Origin of the sequence: Sinorhizobium sp. BG8, from assembly GCF_016864555.1 — a bacterium.
Taxonomy (GTDB): Bacteria; Pseudomonadota; Alphaproteobacteria; order Rhizobiales; family Rhizobiaceae; genus BG8.
In genome coordinates this window covers 4,463,625-4,476,617 of the sequence record NZ_CP044011.1, presented here as the reverse complement: position 1 = coordinate 4,476,617, position 12,993 = coordinate 4,463,625, and the positions used below count along the sequence as shown (strand labels likewise).

Sequence of the window (12,993 nt, the reverse complement as noted above, 5' to 3'; positions counted from 1 at the left end):
TTCGGCACTTTGAGGGTCACCCAGGCTGTTTACATTCGGGAATCCCGCCCTCACGCGAACTGATGAACGGGTACGACGTCCACGGCCTGATCCGTTTTGTGGCGGCCGTATCCCTTCAGGATGCCGATCACCGGCGCCACGTCGGAATAGTCGCGGCCGTAGCCGACCACGATGTGGTCCGTTCCGGCGGGAATGTTGTTGGTGGGATCGAGCTCCATCCAGCCGTTGATCCGCCCGCCCCAGAAACGCACCCATGCGTGCATCGCGTCGGCTCCTTCCAGCCGTTCCTTGCCGGGTGGCGGGATCGTGCGCAGGAAACCGCTGACATATCCGGCCGGGATGCCGAGACTGCGCAACGCGACGATCATGACATGGGTGAAGTCCTGGCAGACGCCACGCTTCAGCTTGAAGGATTCGCGCGGCGTCGTGTCCACGGTGGTGGCCTTCGCATCGTAGGTGAAGTCCTTGTGGATGCCGGCGCAGATGGCCTTTGCGATTTCACGCACCGTCATGTCCGGGGTGACGAACCGGCTCGCATACTCGGCAATCTCGGGGCAGTGGGGAAGGCGAGGACTTGGGCCGACATAGTGGTGGGGAGAACCGGCGTCGAGCGACCAGTAGCTCACGATGTCGTCGGGAAGGCCATCAAGCTGCGGCGAGAAGTCGGGTGTCGGATCCTGGCCGTCGACGTGGACGCGCGCCTGCATCTTGATGTCGAGCCGGTCATGTACGCTGCGGAAGAGGATCGACATGGCGGGATTGTCGAAGAAGTCCGTCACGTTGGTGCGTTCGATCGGCCGCGGCATGACGTCGATCGATCCTGCAACGAGCCTCTGGCGACCGCCGATCGAGAGCGGGAGAACGCGCACCATGTGGCGTCCGCCGGAAACCGGCGTGTCATAGACGTATTCGATCCGGAGGGTGACATCGTAAAGCATGGGCGGAATGCGTGTCCCTCGTGAGGTAGATTGGGCGGGTCAGTGTCCGTCTGGGTTCTCTCGGCTCAACTCAGATAGGTCTGGCCGAGAACGTCGGAAAGCTTTTCCAGTTCCTGTTCGAACCGTTTGTAGATCGGGCCCGACATGCCTTCGGGCGTCATGACCGCAAGGCCCGCATGCAGCCTCATGGCCTCGCGGTAGAAGGGCGACATCTGTCCGTTGGAGAAGGCGTTCGGCAGTTGCTCGACCTCGTTCTTGATCTCGTTCAGCTGATAGAGCACGGAGCGAGGATTGAGCGGATCGAGTGCGAGAAGATCGGTCACGGTGAGGCGCGCGGTGGCGACGTTGTAGCGCCTGCGGTGCGTCATGACGCTGTCGCCGATCTCAAGAAGCATGTCCAGCGCGCCATCCGGTGCATCCTCGCCAGACATGTGGCCAAGCAGGCGCGTCATATGCAGTCCGCGCTCGAGATAGCGTCCGATCGACAGGAAGCGCCAGCCGGTGAACCGGTACATGTTTTCGTGGACGAGACCGGCAAAGCCCGCAAGCTTCCTGAGCAGCACGGTCATCGCCCGCGTCGCGTCGTCGCCAGCCTCGACGCTGACGTGGAAGCGACGTGCGGTCTTGGAAAGATCGGTAAGGGCCAGCCAGCCGTCGGGCGAGAAGCGGTCGCGGATGTTGCTGGCGCTGAACACCGCGCTTTCGATGTTGCGTATCAGGCTGCTCGGAACCGCTTCGGCGGTGTCGATATCCAGCACGTCGAGATAGGTGCTGACGTCCTTCAGGAGCGGCTGTTCCGGGTCCGCGTACTCAGCGAACCGGCCGTGCCAGGCGCGCAGGATGCGCAGCGCCCCCTCGGCGCGCTCGATGTAGCGACCGAGCCAGTAGAGATTGTCCGCTGCCCGGCTCGGCAGGCTTCCCGGCATGTTGCGGGTAAAGGTTTCCTCGGCCGGGAGAAGCGTGGTGCGGGCGACCGGCTTGGAGCTGACGATCCAGACGTCCGCCGCCGAGCCGCCCTTCTGCATGGCGATGGCGGAGACGTTGTTGTCCGCGCCTATGCGCGCGAAGCCGCCGGGCATGATCTGCCAGCCGTCGCGCGTGCGCGCCGCGAAGACACGGAGGCTCATCGGTCGCGGAACCAGCTTGCCGTTCACGAAGGCCGGCGTGGTGGACAGCGTCACCGCTTCCTGGCCGACGAGCTTGGCTCCGTCGGCGGCGAGCCAATCGGAAATCGAGACCTTCGCGTTGTCCGTCAGCGACGAGCCGAGCACCGACTGCTCGTTGTCGTCGAAGAAGGGACGGGTCGAGTAGGCGGGCCCGATGACCATCTTCTCGATGCTGCGGGCGACATGTTCGCGTTCGGCCTTCTGGCCGCACCACCAGGTGGCGATGCTCGGCAGTATCTGGTCTTCGCCCATCAGGTGGCGGCAGATGCCGGGCATGAAGGCGAGCAGCGCACGGGTCTCGAGTATGCCGGAGCCAAGCGCGTTGACGATGCTGACGGACCCCGCCCTCAGCGCCTCGACCATGCCGGGCGTGCCGATGTGGGAGTTCTGGTTCAATTCGAGCGGATCGGCGAACGTCGCGTCGAGGCGGCGCCAGAGCACGCCCACAGGCTTGAGGCCGGCAACGGTGCGGACCATGACCTTGTCGTCGACGACCGTCAGGTCCTCGCCTTCGAGAAGCATGAAGCCCAGGTAGCGGGCGATATAGGCGTGCTCGAAATAGGTCTCGTTCGCAAGGCCGGGCGTCAGGACGGCGATGCGATCCTCGGAATGCAGCTTGTTGCCCTGCAACGTCTCGCGGAACTCGCCGAAGAAGCCGGCGAGGCGGTGCACGTGCGTTTCGGCGTAGATGTCGGAGAAGGCGCGGGTGGTCGCCACCCGGTTCTCAAGCGCGAAACCGGCGCCTGACGGAGCCTGGGTCCGGTCGGAAAGGACCCACCATGTCCCATCCGGGCCACGGCCGATCTCGAAGGAACAGAAATGGAGGAAATGGCCGTCAGCGGGCGCGACGCCGACGAGCGGGCGCAGGAACTCCGCATTCGAGGCGATCAGCGCCGGCGGCAGGTGCCCCTCGGCCACAAGCCTGTTCTTGCCGTAGATGTCGGCGACGATCATCTCGAGCAGATTGGCGCGCTGGATGATGCCGCGGGACAGGTTTTCCCATTCGGCTTCGTCGATCAGCACCGGGACATGCGAAAGCGGCCAGGCGCGTTCGGCGCCCGATTCCTTGCCTCCGTAAGCGCGATAGAAGACGCCGGCATCCCTCAGGTAGCGGTCGGCGCGGGCGAAGCGGTTCGCAAGTTCCGTTTCGTCCATCTTCTCGATCGCCGAAAGCAGGCGGCGCCACACGGGGCGGACGCTGCCGTTGGTATCGACCATCTCGTCGGCAATGCCGGACAGCGGCGCGTAACCGTCTACCGGCTTTCCAGAAAGCCCGGTACCGGAACGCTCTGCCTCGGCGACCTTTCTCGTCAATCCCTACACTCCTGCGGGGCGCCTAAGGTCCAGCGTCAACGGAAATTCCGGAGATGGTGTCTCCGGCCAGACCGTATATCCGCCAGCCGTATGTCCCCACGGTTCGAAACGCGCCAGCCGACGCGCTTCCGCTTCATTTCCGTTCACCGGAAATGTCTCATAGTTGCGCCCACCCGGATGGGCAACGTGATAAATGCATCCGCCGATCGCCCGGCGCGACCATGTATCATAAATGTCAAATGTGAGCGGGGTGTTTACGGGCAGAACCGGATGGAGCCCGGAAGCGGGCTGCCAGGCCTTGTACCTGACGCCTGCGACCGAAACGCCGTTGGCGCCGGTCCTGGCGAGAGGAAGCGGCCGCCCGTTGCACGTAACGGCATAGCGCCCGGGATTGGCGGACTCTAGCTTTACCTGCAGCCTTTCGACAGAGGAATCGACATAGCGGACCGTACCGCCGATCGCTCCCTGCTCGCCCATCACGTGCCAGGGCTCCAGCGCTTGCCTCAGTTCGAGCGTGGCGCCCTCGTACTCGACCTCGCCGCAGAAGGGGAAGCGGAACTCCAGCTGGGCCTCGAACCATTCGGGACGGAAATCGAAGCCGTTGGTTTTCAGATCGGCAAGCACCTCGAGGAAATCCTGCCAGACATGGTGAGGCAGCATGAACCGGTCGTGCAGCGTCGTGCCCCAGCGAACGAACCTGCCGTCGGCGGGTTGCAGCCAGAAGCGCGCAATCAGTGCGCGGACGAGAAGCTGCTGGGCGAGGCTCATGCGCGCGTTCGGCGGCATCTCGAAGCCACGAAACTCGACAAGGCCGAGGCGACCGGTCGGGCCGTCCGGCGAGAACAGCTTGTCGATGCAGATCTCGGAACGGTGGGTGTTGCCGGTGACGTCCACGAGCAGGTTGCGGAAGAGCCGGTCGACCAGCCACGGCAGGGGTGCTGCGCCCTTGCCGGGGGCAGGGATCTGGGAAAGGGCGATCTCCAGCTCGTAGAGCGAATCGTGACGGGCTTCGTCGATGCGCGGTGCCTGGCTGGTGGGGCCGATGAACATGCCCGAGAAGAGATAGGACAGCGAAGGATGGCGCTGCCAGTGCAGGACGAGGCTCTTGAGCAGATCAGGGCGGCGAAGGAACGGGCTGTCGTTCGGGTTCCTGCCGCCGACGACGACGTGGTTGCCGCCGCCCGTGCCCGTGTGGCGACCGTCGATCATGAACTTGTCGGCGCCGAGGCGGCTCTGGCGAGCCTCCTCATAGACCGCCGAGGTGATGGAGACGCATTCCTGCCAGTTCGAAGCCGGATGGATGTTGACCTCGATCACTCCGGGATCCGGCGCCACGCGGATGACATTCAGGCGCTCGTCCTGCGGCGGAGCATAGCCTTCGATGTGGACGGGCAGCTTCAGCGCCGCGGCGGCGCGCTCGGCGGATGCGATGAGGTCCAGATACTCTTCCAGGCTCGTCGTCGGCGGCATGAACACGCACAGCCGGCCTTCGCGCGGTTCGACGCTGATGGCGGTGCGTACATGGCCGTCGATCTCTTCCGTGCTTTGCGGGTTAATCTGCTGCTGGCCGGTCGCCGCCTGGAAGTGCACGGCCGCCATGGTCCGGCCCTTTTCCTCGGTGAAATCAGGCAGTTCGGGGCGCTCGACCGTCGGGTCCACCGGATTGATGTAGGGATAGGCCGAGACGGAAACCCATGGCAGCGATCCGAGCGGCAGGCGGTAGCCGACGGGGCTGTCGCCCGGCACCAGGAAGATCCGCCCCCGACGCGTCCGCCATTTTTCACTCATCCAGCGTACGTCCTTGGCCTGCGCGTTCCAGCGCTGGACGGGCAGAACATAGCCGGTCGGACTGGTGAGGCCACGTTCGAAGACGCGGGCGATACGGGTCCGCTCCTCCGGATCCTCGAGCTTCGAGTTGGACGGGTCGACGTTGTCGGGAAGGTTGGCCTCCTTGATCAGCCACTCGGCAGGATCCTCGAAGGCGGGTACGACCATCTCCTTCGCGATGCCGAGTTCGGCGGCCATTCCCGAGAGCAATCGTTCCGCGTCGTCCGTCGTCACCGGAGAGGACTTGCCTTCCACGGCGATGAGCTTCGGATCGGACCAGATCGGCTTGCCGTCGCGGCGCCAGTAGAGCGAGAACGTCCAGCGCGGAAGGCTTTCGCCCGGATACCACTTGCCTTGTCCATAGTGGAGGAAGCCGCCCGGTGCGAAGCGTTCCCTGAGGCGACGGATCAGCGTATCCGCCTTCTCGCGCTTGGTCGGACCCACGGCATCGGTGTTCCATTCCCCGGATTCGAAGTCGTCGACCGAGACGAAGGTGGGCTCTCCGCCCATGGTGAGGCGTACGTCGTTGCTCGCGAGAACGCGGTCGACGTCCTTGCCAAGCGCGTTCAGCGCCTCCCAGGATTCGTCGGAAAAGGGCTTGGTAATGCGCGGATGCTCGGCCACCCGGGTCACTCTCATGTCGAAATCGAACGAGGTGTTGGCATGGCCGAAGTAGCCGCCCGATATCGGCGCAGCGTTGCGGTAGTGCGGCGTGGCGGCGAGGGGAATGTGGCTCTCCCCGGTCAGGAGGCCCGAGGTAGGGTCGAGCCCGATCCAGCCGGCGCCCGGAATGTAAACCTCGCACCAGGCATGGAGGTCGGTGAAATCCACTTCGGTACCGGAGGGACCGTCGAGGGCCTTCAGGTCGGGCGTGAGCTGGATGAGGTAGCCTGAGACGAAGCGGGCGGCATAGCCGAGATTGCGCAGCACCTGGACGAGCAGCCAGCTCGAGTCACGGCAGGACCCGCGCGCCGTGGTCAGCGTCTCCTCGGGCGTCTGGACGCCCGGTTCCATGCGGATCACGTAGCCGACGTCGTGCTGCAGGCGGGCATTGATGCCGACCACCATGTCCACGGTCCGCTGGCGGGACCTGTCGATCGTCTTCATGAACGCTTCGAGCGCAGGCCCCATGGGCTCCGGCTGCGTGTAAATCATCAGGTCTTCCCGCAGCTCCTGCGGATAGCTGAAGGGCCAGTTTTCGTGCTCCTCCTCGACGAAGAAATCGAAGGGGTTGTAGACCGTCATGTCGGCGACGAGATCAACCTCGATCTTCAGTTCGCTCACCGGATCAGGAAAAACATATCGGGCAAGATAGTTGCCGTAGGGGTCCTGCTGCAGATTGACGAAGTGATTTGCCGGCGAAACCTTGAGTGAGTGGCTTATGACCTTGGTCTTCGAATGGGCGGCCGGCTTCAGCCTTATGATCTGCGGTCCGAGGCGGACCGGGTTGTCATACTTGTAGTGGGTCAGGTGGTAGATGCTGGCCTTTATCGACATGCGCGATTTTTATCCCCTCGGTGACGGTCTTTGCCGCCATCCGTGGAAGTTTGTGCAATGCAAAGAAGGATTGCAAGCAGGAATGGCGAACAGCGTTCGGATCTTCGCGCCGTCGAGCGGGCGCCAGCCTGCGGGATATGGATCGCAACGGCGGGCAACGCGGGCCGAACGACCTGCCTCCGCCGCGCGGAGGCCCGCGCACGGGCACCGGATGGGTGCGCCGGGCGCGGGCCTTCGAGCAATCAGCGCTTCGGCGCTACCAGCGAGAAATAGGCTCCCTGCGGGTCGACACCGTTGATGATCCAGGCGCCGCCGGGGACTTCCATCGGCCCCATGACCACCTTGCCGCCACCGGCATTGACGCGCTCGATCGCCGAATCAATGGCATCGACCGTAAAATAGAAGCCCCAGTAGGGCGGTGCCGGCAGGTCCTTCGGCTTGGTCATCATGCCGCCTGCCGTCTGGTCGTTGATCTTGAAGAGCTGGTATGTGCCCATCTCTCCCATGTCGAGTGCCTCGTCCTTGGTCCAGCCGAAGAGCTGGGCGTAGAAGCTCCATGCGCTTTCGAGATCGCCGGCCATCAGCTCATGCCAGCCGACATGGCCGGGGGACATCGGATCGGCAGGGGGCTCGCCCTCGCTGGCCGAGCTGAAGATCGAAAAGATTGCACCATGAGGGTCTGCGACCACGGCGAAGCGACCGATATTGGGAATGTCGTCCGGCTGGCGGTGCACCTTGCCACCCTTGGCAGCGATCTCCTTCGCCGTGGCGTCCACGTCGTCGGCATAGATGTAGCCGATCCAGGCCGGCGGCATGCCTTCCGCCTCCTTCGGGGTCGTCATCAGGCCGGCAATCATCCGTTCGCCCGCAGAAACGATCGTGTACTTCATGTCCGGCATGCCTGCGTCCTTGGCGCTCCAGCCCACGACCGACTTGTAGAAATTCTCGGCCGCGCTGATGTCGCTGGTCATGAGCTCGTACCAGACAAATCTTCCTTGATGCTTGGTCATTCTCTTCTCCCAAGATTGTGTTTTCGGCTTTCCGGCCGCAATCAATCGCGTGGACGCTGCGGTCGGGTGCCGCGGGTCAAAGCCCGCTTCGTTTCGAGACGTACCTGTCAGTCACAGCAGGCATTGGCCTTCTTCGGGGCTGCGTCCTCATATTCGTCATGGCGCTTGACGAAGCTCAGCGTGCCCGTCTCGTTGCGCCCCTTCGGTGCCCGGTCGAGGACCATCAGCGTGGTGAGGCATTCCTCGCCGCCCCGGGCATAGTCGGAGTAGGTGTGATAGACGTTGCCCGCTTCGTCCTGGATGAAGGCGCTCATGCCGGGCAGTTCGTCGTGTGCATCCGCAGAGGGCGTGTCGCGGTAGTTGTAGTAGACCGTCCCGCGCGCCAGCTCGTCCTTGGAGAAGGACACGTGGTAGTCGAAGTTGAAGTCGCTGCCGTAGGAGGAAAACCAGGGGAAGTTCCAGCCCATGCGCTTCTTGTAGGCTTCGATCTTATCCAGCGGTGCCCGAGAGACGCAGACATAGGTCACGTCGTGGTGGTTCAGGTGGGTCAACATGCCGTCGATGTGATCCGCCATGAACGAGCATCCGGGGCATCCGGCTTCCCAGTCGGGGCCGAACATGAAGTGGTAGACCATCAGCTGGCTTCGGCCGTCGAAGAGTTCGGCCAAGGTCTTCTTGCCGGTCGGTGTATCGAATGTGTAGGTCTTGTCCACTTTCACCCAGGGCAGCGTCAGGCGCTCGGCCCTGACCTTGTCCCTGAGGCGGGTTTCTTCCTTCTCCATCGCCAGGAGCGCCTTGCGCGCCTCCAGCCACTCCTCACGGGATACGACCTCGTGATCTGGTCTCATGCTCGTAACTCCTCTTTCACAAGACATTTCGACTGTATGAGTTGATATCAACGTTTCTCGTATCTGTCAAAAATCCGACGGGTTCCGGAGGGGGCGAACCACCCGGCTGCAACCTCCTTCATCCGCGCCGTTACCTGTAGACGAAGGAAAGGGCAGCAATCCGACACGCCTTGTCAAAAAAAAGTGTGCGCTATCTGGAGCAGGAGATGATCACGAGGAACCTGACATCATGCGAGGTATGCAATTTCTCAGTCTTTTCCGCTCGCAGCCGGTGATGGCGGCGGTCGTTTGCCTGATCGCGGTGACATCTCGGGCCGAGGCCGCGAGCTTCGATTGCGACGCTGCCGAACTTGCCGCGGACGAGAAAGCGATCTGCGAAAACCGGAAGCTGAACGATGCGGACGTGCGCATGGTCACGACCTTCGATCTGTTGTCGGGCCTTCTGGCGATGGGTGCGCGCGGCACGCTCCAGGACCAGCAGGCGGCGTGGCTCAAGGAGCGGCAGGCCTGCGGCGGCGATGCCGATTGCATCGGACGCGCCTATGAGAAGCGCATGCTGGAACTCGACCAGGCCTACAAGAACATCAGCAGGCCGCTGTGACGGCCCAAACGATCGTCACGGGCAGCTGACATTGTCTTCACGACGCTTGCGGGGGGGCGGCATATGGCTCAGGCGGAGGTCTCCGGGCTGAGCCATATGGATATCATTCCGGCAGGATGCGCACTGCGCCGAGGTCGGCGGAGCTGGCAAACGCGGCATAGGCCTTGAGTGCCGTGGTAACGTTGCGCTTGCGCGGTTGTGCCGGCTTCCAGCCAAGCTTGTCCTGCTCGGCGCGACGGACGGCAAGTTCTGCATCCGAGATCGCGAGATTGATAGTGCGGTTCGGGATGTCGATTTCGATGATGTCGCCCTGGCGCACCAGACCGATCGTGCCGCCTTGCGCCGCTTCCGGCGAGGCATGGCCGATCGAGAGGCCGGAGGTGCCGCCGGAGAAGCGGCCGTCAGTGACGAGCGCGCAGGCTTTTCCGAGGCCCTTCGACTTGAGGTAGCTCGTCGGATACAGCATTTCCTGCATGCCCGGGCCGCCCTTCGGGCCTTCGTAGCGGATGACGACGACGTCGCCGGCCTTCACTTCGTTGCCAAGGATGCCCTTGACGGCTGCGTCCTGGCTTTCGAAGACGACCGCCGGGCCGGTGAACTTCAGGATGGACTCATCCACGCCCGCCGTCTTCACGATGCAGCCGTCGAGCGCGATGTTGCCCTTCAGCACGGCAAGCCCGCCGTCCTTGGAGAAGGGGTGTTCGACCGAGCGGATGACGCCCTTTTCGCCGTCGGTGTCGAGATCGTCCCACCTCTCCTCCTGGCTGAAGGCGACCTGGGTCGGGATGCCGCCCGGTGCCGCGCGGAAGAAGGTGCGAACGGTTTCGCTGCTGGTGCGGGTGATATCCCAGCGGTCGATGGCGTCGCCGAGTGTTTCGGCATGCACAGTCGGGCTATTGCGGTGGATAAGGCCACCGCGATCGAGTTCGCCGAGAATGCGCATGATGCCGCCCGCGCGGTGGACGTCTTCCATGTGAACGTCGTTCTTCGCCGGTGCCACCTTCGACAGGCACGGCACCTTGCGCGACAGACGGTCGATGTCGTCCAGCGTGAAGTCGATCCCGCCTTCGTAGGCGGCGGCGAGGATGTGCAGCACCGTATTGGTCGAGCCTCCCATCGCAATGTCGAGCGACATGGCGTTCTCGAAGGCCTTCTTGTTGGCAACGTTGCGCGGCAGCACGCTTTCATCTTCCTGCTCGTAGTAACGGCGGGCGAGGTCGACGACGAGATGACCGGCCTCGACGAACAGGCGCTTGCGGTCGGCGTGGGTGGCGAGCGTCGAGCCGTTACCCGGCAGCGACAGGCCGAGGGCTTCGGTCAGACAGTTCATCGAGTTGGCCGTGAACATGCCGGAGCAGGAGCCGCAGGTCGGGCAGGCGGAGCGCTCGATGACCTTGACGTCCTCGTCGGAGATCTTGTCGTCGGCGGCGGCAACCATGGCATCGACCAGGTCGAGCGCGTGCTTCTTGCCGTGAAGAACGACCTTTCCGGCTTCCATCGGGCCACCGGAGACGAAGACGGACGGAATGTTGAGGCGCATCGCGGCATTCAGCATGCCGGGGGTGATCTTGTCGCAGTTCGAGATGCAGACCATGGCGTCGGCGCAATGGGCATTGACCATGTACTCGACAGAGTCCGCGATGATCTCGCGCGACGGCAGCGAATAGAGCATGCCGTCATGGCCCATGGCGATGCCGTCGTCGACCGCGATCGTATTGAATTCCTTTGCAACGCCGCCGGCTGCCTCGATCTCGCGTGCGACCAGCTGGCCGAGATCCTTGAGGTGGACGTGACCGGGGACGAACTGGGTGAAGGAGTTCACCACCGCAATAATCGGCTTGCCGAAATCCGAGTCCTTCATGCCGGTCGCGCGCCAGAGGCCGCGTGCACCGGCCATGTTGCGGCCGTGGGTGGTGGTTCGGGAGCGATATGCGGGCATGAGTGCATTCCTCGAAAACGGATACGACTGAGCATATGGGCGTCAAACGGCGGCCATGCCAGCCTCAATCCAGGGTTCCCTAGCGCAAAACACTCGCCGCGTCACGAAAGGAATGACGATTTTTTAGCGGGGCGACGCAATTTCCTGTCGCACGGGGTTGCGTTTTGACTGTTGTCGGCAGGGTGCGTTTGTGGGAGTGTCCGGCTTTCATGAACGCAGAGCGTGGAATGCCGAAACACGGGTCCGACACGATGGACGCAGCCAATCCCGATAGCAGCCCTCTCTATCTCCGCATCAGGGACACCCTTGCCGAGGCCATCTCGACGGGGCGGTTGCCGGAAGGCGCGCTCCTGCTCGAGGGGCATGTGGCCGGCATCTTTGCCTCCACGCGTACGCCGGTCCGCCAGGCCTTCATGCTGCTTGAGGAAACGGGTCTCATCAAGCGCTTCGACGGGCGCGGCTTCCTGGTGGGGAAGGGCAGGGCCGCGCCGCTCAAGGTCGCGCTGACGCCCGGAATGTTCGGCATCGGGGAAGAGGCGCAGGGCCTGCGCAAGGCGGCCGGATGGGAAGCGATCTATGAGACGCTCGAACGGGAAATGGTTCATCTCTCCGCCTTCGGCCGCCACAGGGTGAACGAGATCGAGCTTGCCCGGGTGCACGGCGTCGGCCGCCAGGTGGCGCGCGATGCGCTGACCCGGCTGGAAAGCCTCGGCATCGTCGAAAAGGACGAGCGCATGCGCTGGACAATCGTGCCTCTCGACGAAAAACGGATGCGGGACCTGCACGACATTCGCGTGGCTCTGGAACCGGTGGCGCTGAAGCAGGCTTTCCCCTTCATTCCAGCCGGCGAGCGGCTTGCAATGACGGCAAGGCTCGAGCGCGCGCTTGCGGCCTATCCCGATCTTTCCATCGAGGAGATGGATGGGATGGAGACCGATCTCCACATCACCTGCCTCGGCCATTGCCCGAACCCGGAGATCCTGATCGCGCTACGGCGCGCCCGCTTCATGCTGAACGTCAGCAAGCACATCATGGGCGTGTCGCACACCATGCCTGCGAACGAGCCGTTCATCGCCGAGCATCTGGTAATTTTCCGCGCGCTCGAGGCCGGCGATATCGATGCGGCGTCCGAGGCGCTCAGGCACCACATCGCAATTTCACTCTCGAAGGTGATCGGGCGCGTGAGGGACATGCGTTCGTCGCGCGAGCCCGAGCGGCCGGGATATGCCAGCGAAATCGGGCACTGAGAAAAGCCATGGCTGAACAAGCCGTCGGCCGGGTGCCGACGGCCCGGCGGGACCGCTCGCCTTGGTAATCCGCCCGCGCCTTTCGGCCGCTCGCACCGGGTCGCGCAGATCGTCCACGCGATCCCGGCCCGGCAATCTTTGCTCGATCCTGATGCGCTATTCGTTGATGTCCGGCTCGATGAGCCTTGCCAGGTTTCGCAGCGACTCCTGCCAGCCGAGATAGCAGGCCTCGGGCGGAATGAGGTCCGGCACACCAGCCTGGGTTATGTCGAGCTCGGTTCCGACCGACACCTTCTTCAACTTCACGACGACCTCCATTTCGCCGGGAAGGCTGGGGTCGTCGAACTTGTCGGTGTAGCGCAGGCGTTCGCCTGGCACGAGATCGAGATACTCGCCGCCAAATGCGTGGCTCTTGCCTGTCGTGAAGTTGCGGAAGGACATTCTGAACTTGCCGCCGACCTTTGGCTCCAGGAACTCCACCGAGCAGGTAAAGCCGTTGGGCGGAAGCCACTTGGCGAGTGCATCCGCCTCGATGAACGCGCGATAGACCTTCTCGGGGCTTGTCGCCAGAACGCGGTGCAGGCGTACGGTATTCGGCATGGTCGT

At 63.5% G+C, this 12,993-nt stretch carries 8 protein-coding genes and 1 pseudogene; 2 read left to right on the top strand and 7 right to left on the bottom strand.

Going from position 1 to position 12,993, the window contains the following annotated elements; translation table 11 throughout:
* Positions 1-50: 50 nt before the first annotated feature.
* The 5 genes and pseudogenes from F3Y30_RS20825 to F3Y30_RS20805 form a co-directional block, all read right to left on the bottom strand.
* A complete protein-coding gene (locus F3Y30_RS20825; protein WP_203424546.1) occupies positions 51-938 on the bottom strand; it encodes a transglutaminase family protein in 888 nt (295 codons plus the stop codon).
* A 65-nt stretch (positions 939-1,003) separates the two neighbouring features.
* Positions 1,004-3,355, bottom strand: a pseudogene (locus tag F3Y30_RS20820) (circularly permuted type 2 ATP-grasp protein); the annotation flags it as partial.
* A 66-nt stretch (positions 3,356-3,421) separates the two neighbouring features.
* Entirely contained in the window at positions 3,422-6,742 is a 3,321-nt protein-coding gene (locus F3Y30_RS20815; RefSeq protein WP_203424545.1) for a transglutaminase family protein, read from the bottom strand.
* A 242-nt stretch (positions 6,743-6,984) separates the two neighbouring features.
* Positions 6,985-7,752 carry a VOC family protein gene (locus F3Y30_RS20810; protein ID WP_203424544.1) on the bottom strand — a complete coding sequence of 256 codons (768 nt, stop codon included), beginning with the start codon at positions 7,750-7,752 and terminating at the stop codon, positions 6,985-6,987.
* A 107-nt stretch (positions 7,753-7,859) separates the two neighbouring features.
* Positions 7,860-8,600 carry a thioredoxin family protein gene (locus tag F3Y30_RS20805; RefSeq protein ID WP_203424543.1) on the bottom strand — a complete coding sequence of 247 codons (741 nt, stop codon included), beginning with the start codon at positions 8,598-8,600 and terminating at the stop codon, positions 7,860-7,862.
* Positions 8,601-8,874: 274 nt separating this feature from the next.
* Here F3Y30_RS20805 and F3Y30_RS20800 point away from each other — a divergent pair, with 274 nt between their 5' ends.
* On the top strand, positions 8,875-9,201 hold the full coding sequence (locus F3Y30_RS20800) for a lysozyme inhibitor LprI family protein (RefSeq protein WP_203426714.1): 327 nt from the start codon (positions 8,875-8,877) through the stop codon (positions 9,199-9,201).
* Positions 9,202-9,304: 103 nt separating this feature from the next.
* Here the strand turns inward: F3Y30_RS20800 and ilvD are convergent, their stop codons facing one another.
* Positions 9,305-11,140: a dihydroxy-acid dehydratase gene (ilvD, locus tag F3Y30_RS20795; RefSeq protein WP_203424542.1), complete on the bottom strand. Its 1,836-nt coding sequence runs from the start codon at positions 11,138-11,140 to the stop codon at positions 9,305-9,307.
* A gap of 209 nt (positions 11,141-11,349) precedes the next feature.
* Here ilvD and F3Y30_RS20790 point away from each other — a divergent pair, with 209 nt between their 5' ends.
* Positions 11,350-12,387 (top strand): GntR family transcriptional regulator, encoded by a 1,038-nt coding sequence (locus tag F3Y30_RS20790; RefSeq protein ID WP_203424541.1) that lies wholly within the window; start codon positions 11,350-11,352, stop codon positions 12,385-12,387.
* A gap of 156 nt (positions 12,388-12,543) precedes the next feature.
* On the opposite strand, the gene F3Y30_RS20785 is transcribed toward F3Y30_RS20790, so the two are convergent.
* A complete protein-coding gene (locus F3Y30_RS20785; RefSeq protein ID WP_203424540.1) occupies positions 12,544-12,987 on the bottom strand; it encodes an SRPBCC family protein in 444 nt (147 codons plus the stop codon).
* Positions 12,988-12,993: the final 6 nt, after the last annotated feature.

Bases quoted from the DNA above. Each gene is read 5' to 3' on its own strand.
- F3Y30_RS20825 (WP_203424546.1), bottom strand. From the start codon at position 938: ATGCTTTACGATGTCACCCTCCGGATCGAATACGTCTATGACACGCCG.
- F3Y30_RS20815 (WP_203424545.1), bottom strand. From the start codon at position 6,742: ATGTCGATAAAGGCCAGCATCTACCACCTGACCCACTACAAGTATGAC.
- F3Y30_RS20810 (WP_203424544.1), bottom strand. From the start codon at position 7,752: ATGACCAAGCATCAAGGAAGATTTGTCTGGTACGAGCTCATGACCAGC.
- F3Y30_RS20805 (WP_203424543.1), bottom strand. From the start codon at position 8,600: ATGAGACCAGATCACGAGGTCGTATCCCGTGAGGAGTGGCTGGAGGCG.
- F3Y30_RS20800 (WP_203426714.1), top strand. From the start codon at position 8,875: ATGGCGGCGGTCGTTTGCCTGATCGCGGTGACATCTCGGGCCGAGGCC.
- ilvD (WP_203424542.1), bottom strand. From the start codon at position 11,140: ATGCCCGCATATCGCTCCCGAACCACCACCCACGGCCGCAACATGGCC.
- F3Y30_RS20790 (WP_203424541.1), top strand. From the start codon at position 11,350: ATGAACGCAGAGCGTGGAATGCCGAAACACGGGTCCGACACGATGGAC.
- F3Y30_RS20785 (WP_203424540.1), bottom strand. From the start codon at position 12,987: ATGCCGAATACCGTACGCCTGCACCGCGTTCTGGCGACAAGCCCCGAG.